This window comes from Actinotalea soli (genome assembly GCF_017565425.1).
Classification (GTDB): Bacteria; Actinomycetota; Actinomycetes; order Actinomycetales; family Cellulomonadaceae; genus Actinotalea; species Actinotalea soli.
Window position 1 is genome coordinate 1 of the sequence record NZ_JAGEMK010000006.1, and the last position, 14,962, is coordinate 14,962.

The 14,962-nt window shown below is 72.3% G+C and carries 15 protein-coding genes; 5 read left to right on the top strand and 10 right to left on the bottom strand.

Annotation, left to right across the window (positions count from 1 at the left end; genetic code table 11):
- The first annotated feature begins 154 nt into the window (after window positions 1–154).
- Together J4G33_RS11660 and J4G33_RS11665 are read left to right on the top strand one after the other, a co-directional pair.
- Window positions 155–757, top strand: a complete 603-nt coding sequence (locus J4G33_RS11660; protein ID WP_208056150.1) for a DUF6318 family protein — start codon at window positions 155–157, stop codon at window positions 755–757.
- A complete protein-coding gene (locus J4G33_RS11665; protein WP_208056151.1) occupies window positions 754–1,650 on the top strand; it encodes a PKD domain-containing protein in 897 nt (298 codons plus the stop codon). Before J4G33_RS11660 ends, J4G33_RS11665 begins: the two co-directional genes overlap by 4 nt.
- A gap of 324 nt (window positions 1,651–1,974) precedes the next feature.
- Here J4G33_RS11665 and J4G33_RS11670 read toward each other — a convergent pair whose 3' ends face one another.
- The 9 genes from J4G33_RS11670 to J4G33_RS11710 form a co-directional block, all read right to left on the bottom strand.
- Window positions 1,975–2,745: an SDR family oxidoreductase gene (locus J4G33_RS11670; RefSeq protein ID WP_208056152.1), complete on the bottom strand. Its 771-nt coding sequence runs from the start codon at window positions 2,743–2,745 to the stop codon at window positions 1,975–1,977.
- Window positions 2,742–3,776 (bottom strand): zinc-dependent alcohol dehydrogenase, encoded by a 1,035-nt coding sequence (locus J4G33_RS11675; RefSeq protein ID WP_208056153.1) that lies wholly within the window; start codon window positions 3,774–3,776, stop codon window positions 2,742–2,744. The genes J4G33_RS11670 and J4G33_RS11675 overlap by 4 nt, the downstream gene beginning before the upstream one ends.
- Before the next feature lies 1 nt (window position 3,777).
- The gene (locus tag J4G33_RS11680) at window positions 3,778–4,791 is read right to left on the bottom strand and encodes a C-terminal binding protein (RefSeq protein ID WP_243759033.1); all 1,014 of its coding nucleotides are present in this window, start codon (window positions 4,789–4,791) and stop codon (window positions 3,778–3,780) included.
- Window positions 4,791–5,582: an SDR family oxidoreductase gene (locus J4G33_RS11685; RefSeq protein ID WP_208056154.1), complete on the bottom strand. Its 792-nt coding sequence runs from the start codon at window positions 5,580–5,582 to the stop codon at window positions 4,791–4,793. The genes J4G33_RS11680 and J4G33_RS11685 overlap by 1 nt, the downstream gene beginning before the upstream one ends.
- Window positions 5,583–5,652: 70 nt before the next feature.
- Window positions 5,653–6,483, bottom strand: a complete 831-nt coding sequence (locus J4G33_RS11690) for an IclR family transcriptional regulator (RefSeq protein ID WP_208056155.1) — start codon at window positions 6,481–6,483, stop codon at window positions 5,653–5,655.
- A gap of 45 nt (window positions 6,484–6,528) precedes the next feature.
- Window positions 6,529–7,368, bottom strand: coding sequence for a 5-dehydro-4-deoxy-D-glucuronate isomerase (kduI, locus tag J4G33_RS11695; RefSeq protein WP_208056156.1), 840 nt, complete (start codon window positions 7,366–7,368; stop codon window positions 6,529–6,531).
- An 87-nt stretch (window positions 7,369–7,455) separates the two neighbouring features.
- Window positions 7,456–8,766: a TRAP transporter large permease gene (locus J4G33_RS11700; RefSeq protein ID WP_208056157.1), complete on the bottom strand. Its 1,311-nt coding sequence runs from the start codon at window positions 8,764–8,766 to the stop codon at window positions 7,456–7,458.
- A 14-nt stretch (window positions 8,767–8,780) separates the two neighbouring features.
- Window positions 8,781–9,284 (bottom strand): TRAP transporter small permease, encoded by a 504-nt coding sequence (locus tag J4G33_RS11705; protein ID WP_208056158.1) that lies wholly within the window; start codon window positions 9,282–9,284, stop codon window positions 8,781–8,783.
- Window positions 9,285–9,315: 31 nt separating this feature from the next.
- Complete coding sequence (locus J4G33_RS11710; RefSeq protein WP_208056159.1) at window positions 9,316–10,371, bottom strand: TRAP transporter substrate-binding protein; 1,056 nt, start codon at window positions 10,369–10,371, stop codon at window positions 9,316–9,318.
- A 241-nt stretch (window positions 10,372–10,612) separates the two neighbouring features.
- Between J4G33_RS11710 and J4G33_RS11715 the strand changes: the two genes are divergently transcribed.
- On the top strand, window positions 10,613–11,572 hold the full coding sequence (locus tag J4G33_RS11715; RefSeq protein ID WP_243759034.1) for a DUF4862 family protein: 960 nt from the start codon (window positions 10,613–10,615) through the stop codon (window positions 11,570–11,572).
- Between the two features lie 18 nt (window positions 11,573–11,590).
- Here the strand turns inward: J4G33_RS11715 and J4G33_RS11720 are convergent, their stop codons facing one another.
- Window positions 11,591–12,646 carry a D-2-hydroxyacid dehydrogenase gene (locus J4G33_RS11720; RefSeq protein WP_208056160.1) on the bottom strand — a complete coding sequence of 352 codons (1,056 nt, stop codon included), beginning with the start codon at window positions 12,644–12,646 and terminating at the stop codon, window positions 11,591–11,593.
- 115 nt (window positions 12,647–12,761) lie between these two features.
- On the opposite strand from J4G33_RS11720, the gene J4G33_RS11725 reads away from it, so the two are divergent.
- Window positions 12,762–13,658, top strand: coding sequence for an NAD(P)-dependent oxidoreductase (locus J4G33_RS11725; RefSeq protein ID WP_208056161.1), 897 nt, complete (start codon window positions 12,762–12,764; stop codon window positions 13,656–13,658).
- Between the two features lie 65 nt (window positions 13,659–13,723).
- On the top strand, window positions 13,724–14,908 hold the full coding sequence (locus tag J4G33_RS11730; protein WP_307793866.1) for a LacI family DNA-binding transcriptional regulator: 1,185 nt from the start codon (window positions 13,724–13,726) through the stop codon (window positions 14,906–14,908).
- Window positions 14,909–14,962: the final 54 nt, after the last annotated feature.

Here is a 14,962-nt window from a genome sequence, read left to right on the forward strand (position 1 = left end):
TCGATCGGGGTCACCATCTGACCCCGATCGACCCCGTTGTCGCGCTACCGGCCGGACCGAGGCTCGAGCGCGTCGCGAGCGCCGACCATGCGGTCGTCCACAGGTCCGGAACGCCCCGGCATGACCCGGTTCAGCATTGCTAGGGTCATCTGCCATGACTCAGGGGGCGGTCCGAGCACGCGTGCTGCGTGCAGCGGGAGCAGCACTGGCGCTGGCACTCGTCGTGGGCTGCACCCCCGAGGAGCCCACCGCGCCACCGACGACGGCAGCCCCGACCACCGCAGCCCCGACGCCGAGCCCCGAGCCGAGCGAGCCGGTCGCCGAGGCACCGACCCGGCCCGAGGCGATGGACAGCAGCGACGAGGCGGGAGCCGTCGCGGCGGCGGAGTACTTCATGGAGCTGTTCGCGTACGTCCTGGCGACCGGGGACACCACCGACTGGAACGCCGTCACGGTTGAGAGCTGCATCCTGTGCACGAACGTCCGCGAGCGCGCGGAGACACTCCACGCGTCCGGCGGGATGCGTGGCGGCGGTGTCAGCGTCCACTCGAGCCAACTGATCGGCACCGACACCACGATCAACGCCCGCGCCGTCGAGGTCGACTACACCTTCAGCGCTGGTGAAGAGCTCGACGCCTCAGGTGAGACGACCGAGGTACTCGCCGAGGAGTCCGGGACGGCTGTCCTGGACGTGAGCTTCACCGAGCAGGGCTGGGTGCTGCTCGAAGGAAGCGGCGGCCAGACGGAGGCGCCATGAGGCAGACGATCACCACTGGTGGACTCGCGCTCCTGCTCACAGCAAGCCTCATCCCCAGCAGCGCGGTGCAGGCGGTCGTGCGCGCGTCGGGCGGTGGTTGGTGGGACGCTGAAGCGGTCGATGACTCCGTCGTCGTCGGACGACACGAACGGCAGGACTCAAGCACCGGCAGCGCAGCCACCGACCGACCGAGCGCGTCCGGCGCGCCAGCCCCCGAGTACCGCCGGATCCCGATCGGCTTCTGCATCGCCGAGGACTGGATGGACGGGACCCAGGCCTGCCTCGGTGACGACGGAGCGACGTACATCACGCCGGAGTGCGAGGACGGGTCCGACTACCTTCAGCCGCTGTTCACGCGCCCCGTCGACTCCTCGGGCGCAGCCTCGGGCGAGTGGGAGCAGGTCGACGAGGGCGGCTGCGCCGAGGACGCTGCTGCCGCCCAGGTCGTCGTCCTCACGGCGGAGCAGTTCCGTCGGCTGCCGTTGCAGGCCTCGGCCCCGGCGTTCCAGCCGGCCGACGGTCGCGGGCTGGTCGGGAAGGACCTGATCCTCATGACCAGCGCCGAGCCGCAGACCCTGACCACCGACGTCCTCGGCGTCCCCGTGACGGTACGCGCCACCCCCGTCGAGTTCACCTGGGACCTCGGGGACGGCTCGGCGCCGCTGACCACGACCGACGCCGGCCGGCCCTACCCCGACCACACCGTGGCCCAGGCCTACGCGCGGGAGGGCAGGTACGCCGTCACCCTCACCACCACCTGGCAGGGCGAGTACCAGCTGGCCGGTGCCGGGGTGTGGCTCCCCGTCGCCGGGACCGCCACCACCACCTCGGCCCCGTTCCCGACCGAGGCCGTCAGCGCCCGGTCCCAGCTGGTCGCCGACCCCCTCAACTGAGCGGCCCCCTCGACTGAGCCGCCCCCCGCGCGTCGCCGACCCCCCGCACGGCCGCCGACCCCCGCGCCTGGCCGACCCCCCACACGATCGGGGTCGATCTGGGTCACTATCCGACCCGTATCGACCCCGATCACGAGAGCCTGCTGGCCGCAATCCCGGGACCACGAGAACGGGGTCGATCTGGGTCACTATCCGACCCGTATCGACCCCGATCACGGGAGCCTGCTGGCCGCGGTCCCGGGACCACGAGAACGGGGTCGATCCAGGTCACCATGTGACCCTGATCGACCCCGGTCAGGAGAGCTGGCGCGCTGCGGCGGCGGGCTAGCGGGCCAGCCAGCCGCCGTCGACGGCGAGCACCTGGCCGTGGACGTAGGCCGCCGCGGGCGAGGCGAGGAAGACGACGACGTTGCCCATGTCGTCCGGGGTGCCCCAGCGGCCCGCGGGGATGCGGACCGAGAGCTGCTCGAGGCGCACCGGGTCGGCCAGCAGGGCCTCGTTCATGTCGGTGGCCATGTAGCCGGGGGCCACGGCGTTGACGTTGACGCCCTTGCCGGCCCACTCGTTGCACAGGGCCTTGGTCAGCTGCCCGACGGCACCCTTGCTCGCGGCGTAGGCAGGCACGGTGATGCCGCCCTGGAAGGTCAGCAGCGAGGCGAAGTTGATGACCTTGCCCTCGCCGCGCTCGATCATGGGCCGCCCGAAGATCTGGCACAGCTGGAACACCGAGCGCAGGTTGATGTCGAGCACCGTGTCCCAGGAGTCCAGCGGGAAGTCGACCGCGGGGTGGCGGTCCTGGGTGCCGGCGTTGTTGACCAGGATGTCGACCTGGTGCTCGGCGAGCACCGCCTGCGCGGCCTGCGCCACGACCTCGCCGTCGGACAGGTCCACGGCCTGGAAGTGGACCCTCCGCCCGCGGGCCTCGGCGTGGGCGACCAGCTCGTCGCTCAGGCCCCCGCGGGCCATGACGACGACGTCGGCCCCGGCGTCGAGCAGGGCGGTCGAGACCCCGAGGCCCAGGCCCCGGGCGCCGCCGGTGACGACCGCGGTGCGGCCGGTGAGGTCGAAGGGCTGGGGGGCAGGCGTGGTGCTCATGCGTCGGCCTTTCCGTCGAGGGGGGTGACCAGCACCTTGAGGCAGTCCTGGCCGGTGGTCGCGGCGTCGAAGGCCTCGCCGACCTGCGCGAGGTCGAAGGCCTTGGTCGGGAAGCGGTCCAGGCCCAGGTCCCCCGAGGCGATGAGCTCGATGGCCCGCGCCATGTCCGCCGAGGTGTACACGCGCACCCCGACCATCGACTGCTCCTTGAAGCACACCGCCTGCAGGTCGAGCGGGGTCGGCTGCTTGTACACGCCGACGACGACGATCCGCCCCAGCACCCGGGTGGCGGCCGTCAGCTCGGCGGCCACGCTCGGGTGGGCCGCGGAGTCGAAGGTGGTGTCGGCCCCCTCGCCGTCGGTCAGGTCGGCCAGGGTCTCGATCATGCTCGACCCGTCGGGCACGACGGTGAAGCCCATCCCCTCGGCCACCTCGCGGCGCCAGGCGCTCGGCTCGGTGATGACCACGGTGCCCGCGCCCTCGTGCCGGGCGACCAGGGCGGTCAGGACTCCGATGGGGCCGGCGCCGTAGACGGCCACGGTGTCCCCGCGCTCCATGCCCGAGAGGGCCAGGGCGTGGACCGCGACGGCGAGGGGCTCGGCGAGGGTCGCCGTGCGGGGGTCCACACCCGCGGGCACCGCGTGCAGCACCTCGGGGGGCAGGGCCACGTACTCGGCCATCCCACCCGGGGCGTCGATCCCGTAGAGGCCGAGGCGACGGCAGACGTGCGCGTGACCGTCCCGGTATGCCTTGCACTCGCCACAGCTGATCAGCGGCTCGACCGTCACGAGGCTGCCCGCCGCGGGGCCGCTCGACCCGGCCCGCTCGACCCAGCCGGACATCTCGTGCCCCATGACCAGGGGCGCCTGGGCCCGCGGGTGCTTGCCGTGGAAGATCGACAGGTCGGTGCCGCAGATCCCGTTGTAGGCGATGCGGACCAGGGCCCACCCCTCGGGGACCTCGGGGGTCTCGATCTCACGGACCTCGACCTCGTCGGTCCCGGTCCACACCGCTGCCCTCATGGTGGTCATCTCACGCTCCTGTTCGGACGGCGACCGGCGCGCAGGTCGCGTTGCGCCCCGGCGCGCCGAGCACCTCGGGGTTGACGATGTTGCGAGGGGCACGGCCGGCGACCACGTCGATCACGTTGGCGACGGTGCGGCGCTTGAGCTCGTCGTACGACTCCTCGGTGTACCAGGCCAGGTGCGGGGTGAGGACCACCGAGTCGAAGGTCGTCAGCGGGTGGTCCGGCGGCAGGGGCTCCTGCTCGTGCACGTCGATGGCCGCGGCCCGGATGCTGCCCGCGGCCAGGGCGTCGACCAGGGCCGGGGTGTCCACGACGCCGCCGCGGCTGGTGTTGACCAGGATCGCGTCGGTGCGCATGCGCGCGAGCTCGGCCGCGCCGATCATCCCGCGGGTCCCCTCGGTCAGGGGCGTGTGCAGCGACACCACCTGGGACCGCTCGAGCAGCTCGTCTAGGGAGACCGAGGCGAACCCGTGGAAGGTCGCCGCCCCGGGCTCGGCCGCGACGTCGTACCCGATCACCTCGTAGCCCAGGCCGGCGGCCTTGCGGGCGGTCGCGGTGCCGATGAGGCCCATGCCGACCACGCCGAACACGCGGTCCCGCGTCTGGTAGAGCGGCCGCACGACGGCGAGGTCGAAGGACCCCGCCCGCACGCCACGGTCGAGCCGCGGGATGCCCCGGGCGGCAGCCAGGGCCATGCCCACGGCGTGGTCCGAGACCGCCTCGGTCCCGTAGTCGGGCACGTTGCAGACCGCGATGCCCCGCTCGGTCGCGGCGGCGACGTCGACCGAGTCGACCCCGACGCCGTAGCGGCCGATGGCCCGCAGCGCCGGCAGGGCGTCCATCACCTCGGCGGTGATCTGCGCGTACTGCACGAGGACGCCCTCAGCCCCGGCCGCGTTCTCGACCAGCTCGGTCGCGTCGCGGGACTGGGTCAGCACCAGCTCGGCCCCGGCGAGACCGGTCACCTCGTGCTCGGCGTCGAAGGAGTCGTGGTCGCACTCGGTGATGACGATGCGCATCAGCGAGCCAGCCAGCCGCCGTCGACCGGCAGCACGACGCCGTGCACGTAGTCCGCGGCGTGGCTCGACAGGAACAGGACGGCGCCGGCGATGTCCGAGGCCTCGGCCCAGCGCCCGGCGGGGATGCGGTCCAGGATCGCCTTGCTGCGCGCGGGGTCCTGACGCAGGTCGTGGGTGTTGGCGGTCGCGACGTAGCCGGGGGCCACGGCGTTGACGTTGACCCCGTGCTGGGCCCACTCGTTGGCCAGGGCCCGGGTGAGCCCGGCGATCGCGGACTTCGAGGAGGTGTAGCCGGGCACGTTGATGCCTCCCTGGAAGCTCAGCATCGAGGCGGTGTTGACGATGCGCCCCGAGCCGCGCTCGATCATGGTGCGGCCGACCTCGCGCGAGAGCACCCACGCGGTGCGCAGGTTGACGTCCAGCACGTGGTCGAAGTCCTCGTCGGAGTGCTGGGCGGCCGGGGTGCGGCGGATCGTCCCGCCGTTGTTGACCAGGATGTCCACGCCGCGCCCGGCGAGCTCAGCCGCGAGCTCCGCCACCTGAGCCCGGTCGGAGAAGTCGCACTTGATCGGGGTGAAGCTCCGGCCCTGGGCCTCGACGGCCCGACGGGTGGGGCTGTCACCCTCCTCGATGTCATAGCTGACGCCGATGACGTCGGCCCCGGCGGTCGCGAGGGTCTCGGCGATCGCGAGTCCGATGCCCTGGCTCGCGCCGGTCACGACGGCGAGCTTGCCCTCGAGGCTGAGGAGCTGCTCGGCGAAGGCTGCGGGGGTGGTCGGGCTGTTCGTCATCGTGGTGCTCTCTCGATCGGGTCGGTGCGGACCGGCGGTCCGGTGGGGGTCGTGCTGGTCGGTGTCCGCGTCAGGGGACGTACCCCAGGGCGGTGGAGATGCGGTCCGCGGTGCGGGTGGCTGCCTCGTGCATGGCCTCGACCTGCTCGAGGGTGTGCTCGAGGGTGATGGTCGAGATGCTCAGGCCGTACTTGACCGTGCCGGTGTGGTCTCGGATGGGAGCCGCGACGCAGGCCACGCCGGGCACGTTCTCCTCACGGTCCAGGGAGTAGCCGCAGCGACGGACCTGCTCGATCTCGGCGCGCAGCTCCTCGATGGTGGTGAGGGTGTGCTCGGTGCGTCGCGGCAGGCCGGCGCGGACCACGAAGCGCTCGAGCTCGTCGTCGGTGTAGCCCGCCAGGACGGCCTTGCCGATGCCCGAGGAGTGCATCGGGATCGCGTGGCCGACCCGTGAGGGCATCTGGTACGGCTTGTCGGAGTCCGAGCGGATCAGGTAGATGATCTCGTCGCCGTTGGCCGCACCCACGTGGATCGTGCAGTGCACCTCCTCGACGAGCTCGTCGACGTAGGGCTGGGCGATCGCCGAGATGTCGATCCGCTGCAGGGCGCGCCCGGCCAGGGCCAGGATCTGCGGTCCGGGCAGGTACGTGCCGTCCTGCGCGAGGCTGACGAACCCTCGGGCCACCAGGGTGCTGATGATCCGGTGGGTGGTGGCCTTCGCGAGCCCCGTCGCCGCGACGACGTCGGTGAACCGGGGGTGGGCGAGGGCGGCCTCGAGGACGAGCAGGGTCTTCTCGCTCGCGTTCGCGGTGGTGGGGACGGCCTCGACGTCGGCCATGCGCACGACTCCGTCCGGCTCGGTCTCACGCCCGGGCGCGGTCCGTACGCTCTCGCTCGTCATGGTTCTCGCCTGTCCGTCGGTCGGTGGGTGGATGACCAGCGTGGCTCATCGCATCTCGGTGATGGGGAACCCGTCCATGTCGTCGAAGGACTGGTTCTCCCCCGCCATCGCCCACACGAAGCTGTAGGAGGCGGTGCCGACCCCCGAGTGGACCGACCAGCTCGGGGAGATGATCGCCTCCTCGTCGGCGACGACCATGTGCCGCGTCTCGTCCGGCCGTCCGAGGATGTGGATGACCCGGGCCTCCTCCGGGAGGCCGAAGTAGAGGTACGCCTCCATCCGACGGTCGTGGGTGTGGGCGGGCATGGTGTTCCACATGCTCCCGGGGTGCAGCGTGGTCACCCCCATGACGACCTGGCAGCTGCGCACGCCGTTCTCGTGGATGTACTGGTTGAGGGTGCGGCGGTTCGAGGTCAGCGGGTCGCCGAGCTCACGCACGGTGCCGGTGCCGGCCTCGACGAGGGTCGTCGGGTAGGCGGTGTGCGCCGGCGCCGAGACCAGGTAGAACCGGGCCGGGCCCTGCTCGCCCGAGGGGTCGGCCGAGCTGAAGGTCACCGCACGGGCACCACGGCCCACGTACAGACAGGAGGCGTGCCCGACGTCGTAGCTCGTGCCGTCCACCGTGATGGTCCCGGCGCCGCCGACGTTGACGATGCCCGCCTCGCGGTGCTCGAAGAAGAACTCCGAGCGGATCTCGGGGAAGGTCGGCAGCGTGACGGTGGTGCCCACCGGCCGGACCCCGGCCAGCACGACGCGGTCGTGGTGGGTGTAGACGGCGCGCGCCTCGTCGTCGGCGAAGAGGCCGGGGACGAGGTACCGGCGTCGCAGCTCAGCCGTGTCCATCCCGGGGATCTGCTCGGGGCTGGTGGCGTAACGCTGTTCCATGGTGGGCCTTTCGGAGAGCGGGTCTGGCGGGAGGAGGTGGTCCACCGGACCGGCGGCGCGCGGGGGGCAGCCGCCGGCCCGGTGGGATCAGGGGGTGACCAGCTGGAGGGTGGTCGGCAGCCACATCGACAGGGCGGGCGTGAAGATCACCATCACGAGCAGGGCGACCAGGGCGACGAAGAACGGCATGAGCCGCCGCACGACGTCCTCGATGCCGAGCCCGGCGACCTTGGCCCCGACGAAGAGGATCGGCCCGACGGGGGGCGTGATGGTCCCGACCGAGAGGGCGAAGACCATCATGATCCCGAAGTGCACGGGGTGGATCCCGAAGGCCGCGACGATCGGCAGGAAGATCGGCGTGAAGATCAGCACCGCCGGCGTCGGGTCCATGAAGAGCCCGACGACGAGCAGCACGGCCGCGATGAGGACCAGCAGGACGACCGGGTTCTCCGAGATCGTGAACATGGCCTCGGAGACCATCGCCGGGATCTGCGCGAAGGACATGACGAAGCCCATGATCGAGGAGACCCCGATGAGGAACATCACCACCGAGGTGGTCCGGGCGGCGTCCATGAGGATGCGCGGGAGGTCCCGCACCTTGATGGACTTGTAGATCGCCGAGAGGACCAGCGAGTAGATCACCGCGATGTTCGAGGCCTCGGTCGGGGTGAAGATGCCCCGCAGGATGCCGCCGATCACCACGACGATGAGCAGCAGGGCCGGCACCGCGACGAGGATCGTCTTGGCCCCCTCGGTGAAGCTGATCCGCTCGGTCATCTTGAGCTCGGGACGCTTGCGGGCGTAGAGGAACACGATGATCATGCAGGCGGCCGCCCAGAGCAGACCCGGGACGTAGCCGGCCACGAAGAGCGCCGCGATCGAAGCTCCCGAGACGAGCGAGTAGACGATCATCAGGTTGCTCGGCGGGATGAGCATCCCCGCGGGGGCCGAGGCGATGTTGGTCGCCGCGGCGAACCCGCGGTTGTACCCCTCCTTGGCCTGGATGGGTCCCATCGTCGAGCCGATGGCTGCGGCGGCCGCGACCCCCGAGCCGCTCACCGCGCCGAAGAGGGCGTTGGCCGCGACGTTGGTCTGGGCGAGGGACCCGGGGGTCCGGCCGACCATGACCTTGGCCGCGTTGATCAGGCGGAGGGCTATGCCTCCGTTGTTCATGATCACGCCCGCGAGGACGAAGAACGGGATGGCCAGCAGCGGGAAGGAGTTGATCCCCCGGAAGATCTGCTGGGCCGAGGTCAGGACGCCGTTCTCGACGCCGAGGATGACGAAGAGCGCGGTCAGGGACGAGAGCCCGACGGCGATGCTGATCGGCGCGCCGATCACCAGGAAGATCGCGATGCCCGCGACCAGGATGAGCGCTGCGAGTGCTGCTGGATCCATGGGTCAGCGCTCCTTCACAGGACGTCCGGCTCGGCGGCCTCGACCGGGCGCTCGGCGCCCGTCAGGATCCGAACCAGGTGGTAGACGGTGTAGAAGGCGATGAGCACGCCCGAGATCGGCAGCGCCAGGTAGAGCGGGCCGACGTTGACCGGCAGGCCGGTCAGGTTCTGCGCCCAGGCGAGGTCGACCACGCTCAGGCCGCCCCAGATGAGCGCCAGCACCGCGAAGGTGAGGATCGCGAGCTGCACGATCACCATGAGCACGGTCTGGACGCCCCGCGGGAGCTTGCGCACCGCGACGTCGACCGCGATGTGCCCTCGCTCCCCGAAGACGAGCGCCGCCCCGAAGAGGCCCAGCCAGATGAACAGGTACTTGGCGAGCTCCTCGGACCAGCCGCTGGGCTGGTTGAGGACCTGCCGGGCGAAGACCTGCCACGCGACGTCGATCACGAGCACCGCGAACAGGGTCACGCACACCCACGTCAGGACGCGGTCGAGCGCATTCTTTGCTGCAGTCATGGGATGGGCCTCTTCGGGACGGGCGCGGCGATCAGGAGGCTGCGGCGCGGACCTGGTCGTAGATGGTCTGCGTCACCTCGTTGTCGATCTTCTCCTCGGTGAGCGGAGCGATGACCTCGGTGAAGGCCTCGACGTCGACCTCGTTGAACTGCGCGCCCTCGGCCTCAGCGGCCTCCTTGGCCTCGGAGACCTGCTCCTCCCAGAGCTCGGCCTCGTGCTCGATGGCCTCGGCGAGCAGGCCCTCGAAGACCTCCTGGTGCTCGGGGGTCATGCCCTCCCAGACGCTGGGGTTGATGATCAGGTAGTCCGGGAACATGAGGTGCCGGGTGTAGCTGTAGTACGGCGCGACCTCGTGCTGCTTGAGGTTGTAGTAGATGAGCTCGTTGTTCTCGCCACCCTCGAGCAGGCCGGACTGCATGGCCGTGTAGACCTCGCCCTGGCCCATCGGGGTGCCGGTACCGCCCATGAGGCTGAGCATCTCGATGTTGGTGTCGGACTCGATGACGCGGATCTTCATGCCCGCGAGGTCCTCGGGGGTGTTGATCGGCTTCTCGGTGTTGTAGACGGACCGGATGCCGCCGTGGAAGGCGCCGAGCACCTTGATGCTCTGGTCCTCGAGGGAGGAGTACAGGTCCTCGACGATCTCGGGGTCGTTGGTGACCTGCCGCTGGTGGTCCTGCGAGTCGAAGACGAACGGCAGGTTGAACACCACGAAGTCGGGGTTGAAGTTCTCGAGCAGCGGGCCGCCGACGTACGCCATCTCGAGCGTGCCGGCCTGCATCAGCTCGATCGTCTCGCGCTGGGCGCCGAGGGTCTCGTTCGGGAAGACCTCGATGTCGTACGCACCGTCGGTGGCCTCGAAGAGCTTGTCGCCCAGCTCGTCGAGCACGATGTACTGCGGGTGGGACTCGGGCTGGTTGAACGCCGCCTTCATGACGAGGGTGTCGGCGTTCGCCTCGACCTCCGTGGTGGTGTCGCCACCGTTCTCGCTCTCCCCGGGGGAGGTCGTGCCTGCGCTGCACGCGGCGAGGGCCAGGGCGGATGCCCCGACCAGCGCGGTGATCGAAACGGCCTTGTTTCGCCTCATGTTGACTCCTTCGTCGGCTCACGGGGGATGTGAGCGGGCTGTGCCCGCAGACGGTGTGCACGTCCGCGGTGTGTCCGGAGCTGCCGCCGTGGTCTCGCTGACCGCGATGTCAGTGCCGAAGATGGAACTAAGTTCCGACCTGCGGAACACTAGCCCGCCTGGTGGAACCTGACAACAGGCCCTAGGGCCTAGGCCCGGATCGATACGGTTCCGAGACCAGCCCCGCCCCCTCGGAGGAACGATGACGATCGACGAGGCCCCTGCCCCGCGCCCCCTGCCCCTGCTCGGCACCTACGCCATGGCCCCCGGCGACCCTGCCGAGGAGGCCGAGCTCTACGCCGCCGTCCGCGACCTGCCGATCGCCGGGCTCGAGGCCCCGCTCCTGCCCGAGGACCACGGCCTGCTGTCCCCCGCGTGGCGCGAGCGCAACCTCGACCCGGCGTGGGACCTGCTGGTGACCTGCATCCCCACCGTCATGCACCGGCTCGGCGACGGCGACCGCTACGGTCTGGCCTCGACCGACCACGCCGCGCGTGAGGCCGCCCTCGCCGACGTCGCCCGCGCCCGCGACCTGGCCAGGACCCTCGCCGAGGAGCAGGGCCGGCCCGTGGTCACGGGCATCCAGGTGCACAGCGCCCCCGGGCCGGGGCGTGGGTCCCTCGACAGCCTGCGCCGCTCGCTCACGACCCTCGCCGGGTGGGACCTCGCCGGCGCGCGCCTCCTGCTCGAGCACTGCGACGCGCGGGTCGAGGGGCAGGACGCCGCCAAGGGCTTCCTGACCCTCGACGAGGAGATCGCGACCCTCGAGGCCCTCGGGCCCGACGCCAGGATCGGCCTGAGCATCAACTGGGGTCGCTCAGCCATCGAGGGACGCTCGGCGCAGACCCCGGTCGACCACGCCCGGGCAGCCCGCGACGCCCGCCTGCTGGGAGCCCTGGTCCTCTCGGGGGCGGCCGACACCGAGACGGCCTGGGGCCCGGCCTGGTCGGACGCGCACATCCCACCCCGAGGCCCGCACCCGGCGCTCGCGCGCTCCTCGGGGTCGCTGCTCGACGTCGAGCAGGTGCGCCGCACCCTGGTCGCCGCAGGCCCGGTGCCCGTCGCGGTCAAGGTCGCGGTGCGCCCGAGCACGGCCACCGTCGACGAGCGCGTCGCGGTCGCCCGGGCCAGCCTCGCCCTGCTCGAGGACGCCCGGGGCTGACCGTCTGGGCCTGAACCGTCAGAGCAGCTCGGCGGCGTCGACCAGGTTGCGCAGCGGCTCACCGTCGAGCAGGCGTGAGGCGTTCTCGGCCGTGAGCTCGGCGATCCGGCGGTCCTCGTGCGGGCTGAGCGCCGCGGTGTGCGGGCTGAGCAGCACGTTCGGCAGGGTCCACAACGGGCTCGCCGCGGGCAGCGGCTCGACGGCCGTCACGTCGAGGGCCGCGAAGCCGACGGGGCCCTCGACGAGGGCGGCGACCAGGGCCTCCTCGTCGATCACGGTGCCGCGCCCGACGTTGACGACGGTCGCCCCGGCGGGCAGGCGGTCCAGGACGGTCGCGTCCACGAGCCCGGTGGTCGCCGGGGCTCCCGGGAGGGTCACGACGAGGGCGTCGACCTCGGGGGCCACAGCCGCGAGCTCGTCCAGCCCGACGGTCCGCTGCACCCCCTCGGCCTCGACGGGGCTGCGGTTCGCGCCGATCACCGTCGCACCGAGGGCCGCGGCGAGCCGTGCCGTCTCCCGCCCGATGCTGCCGAGACCGACCACCAGGACCGTCTGCTCGTGGATCTGGCCCATGGCCCAGCGGCCCGGCCACTCACCCCGCGACCGCAGCTCGAGCAGCCGCGGCAGGGTCTTGGCCCCGGCGAGGAGCCCGAAGACCGCGAACTCGGCCAGCGTCCGGGCGTGCACGCCGGCCGAGGTGGTGAACCGCACGCGCGCGAGGTGCTCGGCCGCGATCCCCGCGGCCGCGACCTGGGACGCGCCGCCGGCCGCCATGGTCTGGACCCAGCGCAGCCGCGGGTTGGCCGCGACCGTCCGGGCGAGGGCCTCGGGCGAGACGTCGGGGATGCCGTAGAGGGCGTCGGCCGTGTCGAGCAGGTCCTCGAAGGCCGCCTGCTGGTCTGCGGTGCGCCGCCAGGACGGATCCCCGCCGTGGTCACCGGGGTGCCGCATCGGCGGCAGCAGGCTGTGGTCCCGCACCAGCTGCACGCGCGGCTCGATCTCCTCGAGCCGACGGCACAGCTCCTCCTCGAGCGGTGTGGCGAGCACCATGCGCAACCGGTCCGTGCCTGCCATGCGAGCCTCCTGGTGGGGTACGTGCCCTGGTCGGGTCCTGCGGTGGGTCGGGTCCTGCGGTGGGTCGGATCCTGCGGTGGGTCAGGCCTGCGGGGGCCGAGGCTACGCTGCGGCCATGTCCTCCACCCTCCCGCAGATCGGGTTCATCGGCCTGGGGGTCATGGGCGCCCCGATGGCCCGCCACCTCCTGACCGCCGGCTTCCCGCTGCACGTCACCGCCCGCCGGCCCGCCTCGGCCGAGCCCTTGCTCGAGGCCGGGGCCACCTGGCACGGCACCCCGCGCGAGCTCGCCGCGGTGACCGACGTCGTGGTCCTCATGGTGCCCGACCTGCCCGACGTCGAGGCCCTGCTGGACGGTCCGGACGGCCTCGTGGCGGGGGTCGTGCGTCCGCTCCTCGTGGTGGTCAGCTCGACCGTCTCGGCCGACGGCCTGCGGCGGCTCGACGCGCGGCTGCGGACCGAGACGGGTGAGCTCGCCCGGCTCGTGGACGCCCCGGTGAGCGGCGGCGAGGAGGGCGCTCAGGCCGGGACCCTGTCGATCATGGTGGGTGGCGCCGAGGAGGACGTCGCCCTGGCGCTGCCCGTGCTGGCGGCCGCCGGCACCCCCGTGCCGCTGGGCCCGCTGGGGGCCGGGCAGGTCGCCAAGGCCTGCAACCAGATGATCGTCGCGGCCACCGTCCTGGCCCTGGGCGAGGCCTCGGTGCTGGCCGAGCGCGCGGGGATCGACGTCGGCGCGATGCTCGACCTGCTCGGTGGGGGCTACGCGGGCAGCCGCCTGCTCGAGGTCAAGAAGCACCGCTTCGCGACCCACGACCACAGCCCCTCGGGCCCCGCCCGGTTCATGGTCAAGGACCTGGGCTTCGCGGTCGACGAGCTGCGCCGCACGGGCACGGCCTCCCCGCAGACCGACGTCGTGCGGCAGGTCTTCACCGACCTCACCGCCGCGGGGCTGGGGGACCAGGACACCGCCGTCGTGCAGGCCTACCTCGAGGGGCTCGAGCGGGGCGACTGAGCCGCCCGCAGAGGTCTCATGGAAGGTTCCGCACCGCCAGGACGGGAAGCCCTACCCTGAGGGTTGTGCCTCCCACCGACCTCGCCGACCCCGGAGCCGACGCCCCCGTGCCCCCGACGGCGCCGACCACGGGCGCCGACCTCCCGGTGCCCGAGGGCTCGGGCGTGGTCGAGGACGCCGCCGCCGCGGTCTCCTCCGACGAGCGGCGCCGCGGTCGCTCCCCCGGTGGTCCGGTCACGCTGAGCCAGGTGGCCCGCGAGGCCGGGGTCTCCCTCGCGACGGCCTCGCGCGCGATCAACGGCAGCGCCAACCGCACCGTCCGGGCCGATCTGCGCGAGCGGGTGCTCGCCGCGGCCGAGAGGCTCCGCTACTCCCCCGACGCGAACGCCCAGGCCATGGCCCGAGGGCGCACCACCTCTCTCGGGCTGATCCTGCACGACATCGCCGACCCGTACTTCTCCTCGATCGCGGCCGGGGTGGGCCTCGCGGCCGAGCGGGCCGACCTCGCCCTGACCCTGGCGAGCACCCAGCACGACCCGACGCGTGAGCCGCGGTTCGTCGACGTGCTGACCCGGCAACGGGCCCGCGCGATCATCGTGGCCGGCGGCCGCCGCGACGACGACGAGACCAACGACGCGATGCGCACGGCCCTGGCGAACTTCCGTCACTCGGGCGGCTCGGTCGCGCTGATCGGCCAGCCCCTGCTCGACGTCGACACCGTCGTCATCGCGAACCACAGCGGCGCGGCAGCCCTCGCCCGGGCCCTGCACGCGCACGGCTACCGGCGGTTCGGGGTGCTGGGCGGGCCGACCGACCACCTCACCGCCCGTGACCGGCTGACCGGCTTCCGCGAGGCCCTCGAGGAGCTCGGCTGCCCCCTCGCCGAGGAGGCCGTCGCCTCGTGCGCCTTCACCCGTGACGGTGGCTACGACGGGATGACCCGCCTGCTGCGCGACGGGCCGCCGGTGGACGTGGTCTTCGCGGTCAACGACGTCATGGCGGTCGGCGCCATGGCCGCGGCCCGTGACCTGGGGGTGCGCGTCCCCCGGGACGTCGGCGTCGCGGGCTTCGACGACATCGTCACCCTGCGGGACATCACCCCGGCCCTGACCACGGTGCGGGTGCCGCTGGTCGACGTCGGCATCGCGGCCACCGAGCTCGCCCTCGCGGCCCCCGCCACGGAGCCCCGCCTGGTGCACGTCGAGGGCACCGTGGTGCTGCGCGAGTCCACCCCGCCGCGCCGGCCCTGAGGGCCGCTCCGCGACCGGGGGCCGTCACACCCTGACCTGCTGGGCCCGCCCCGC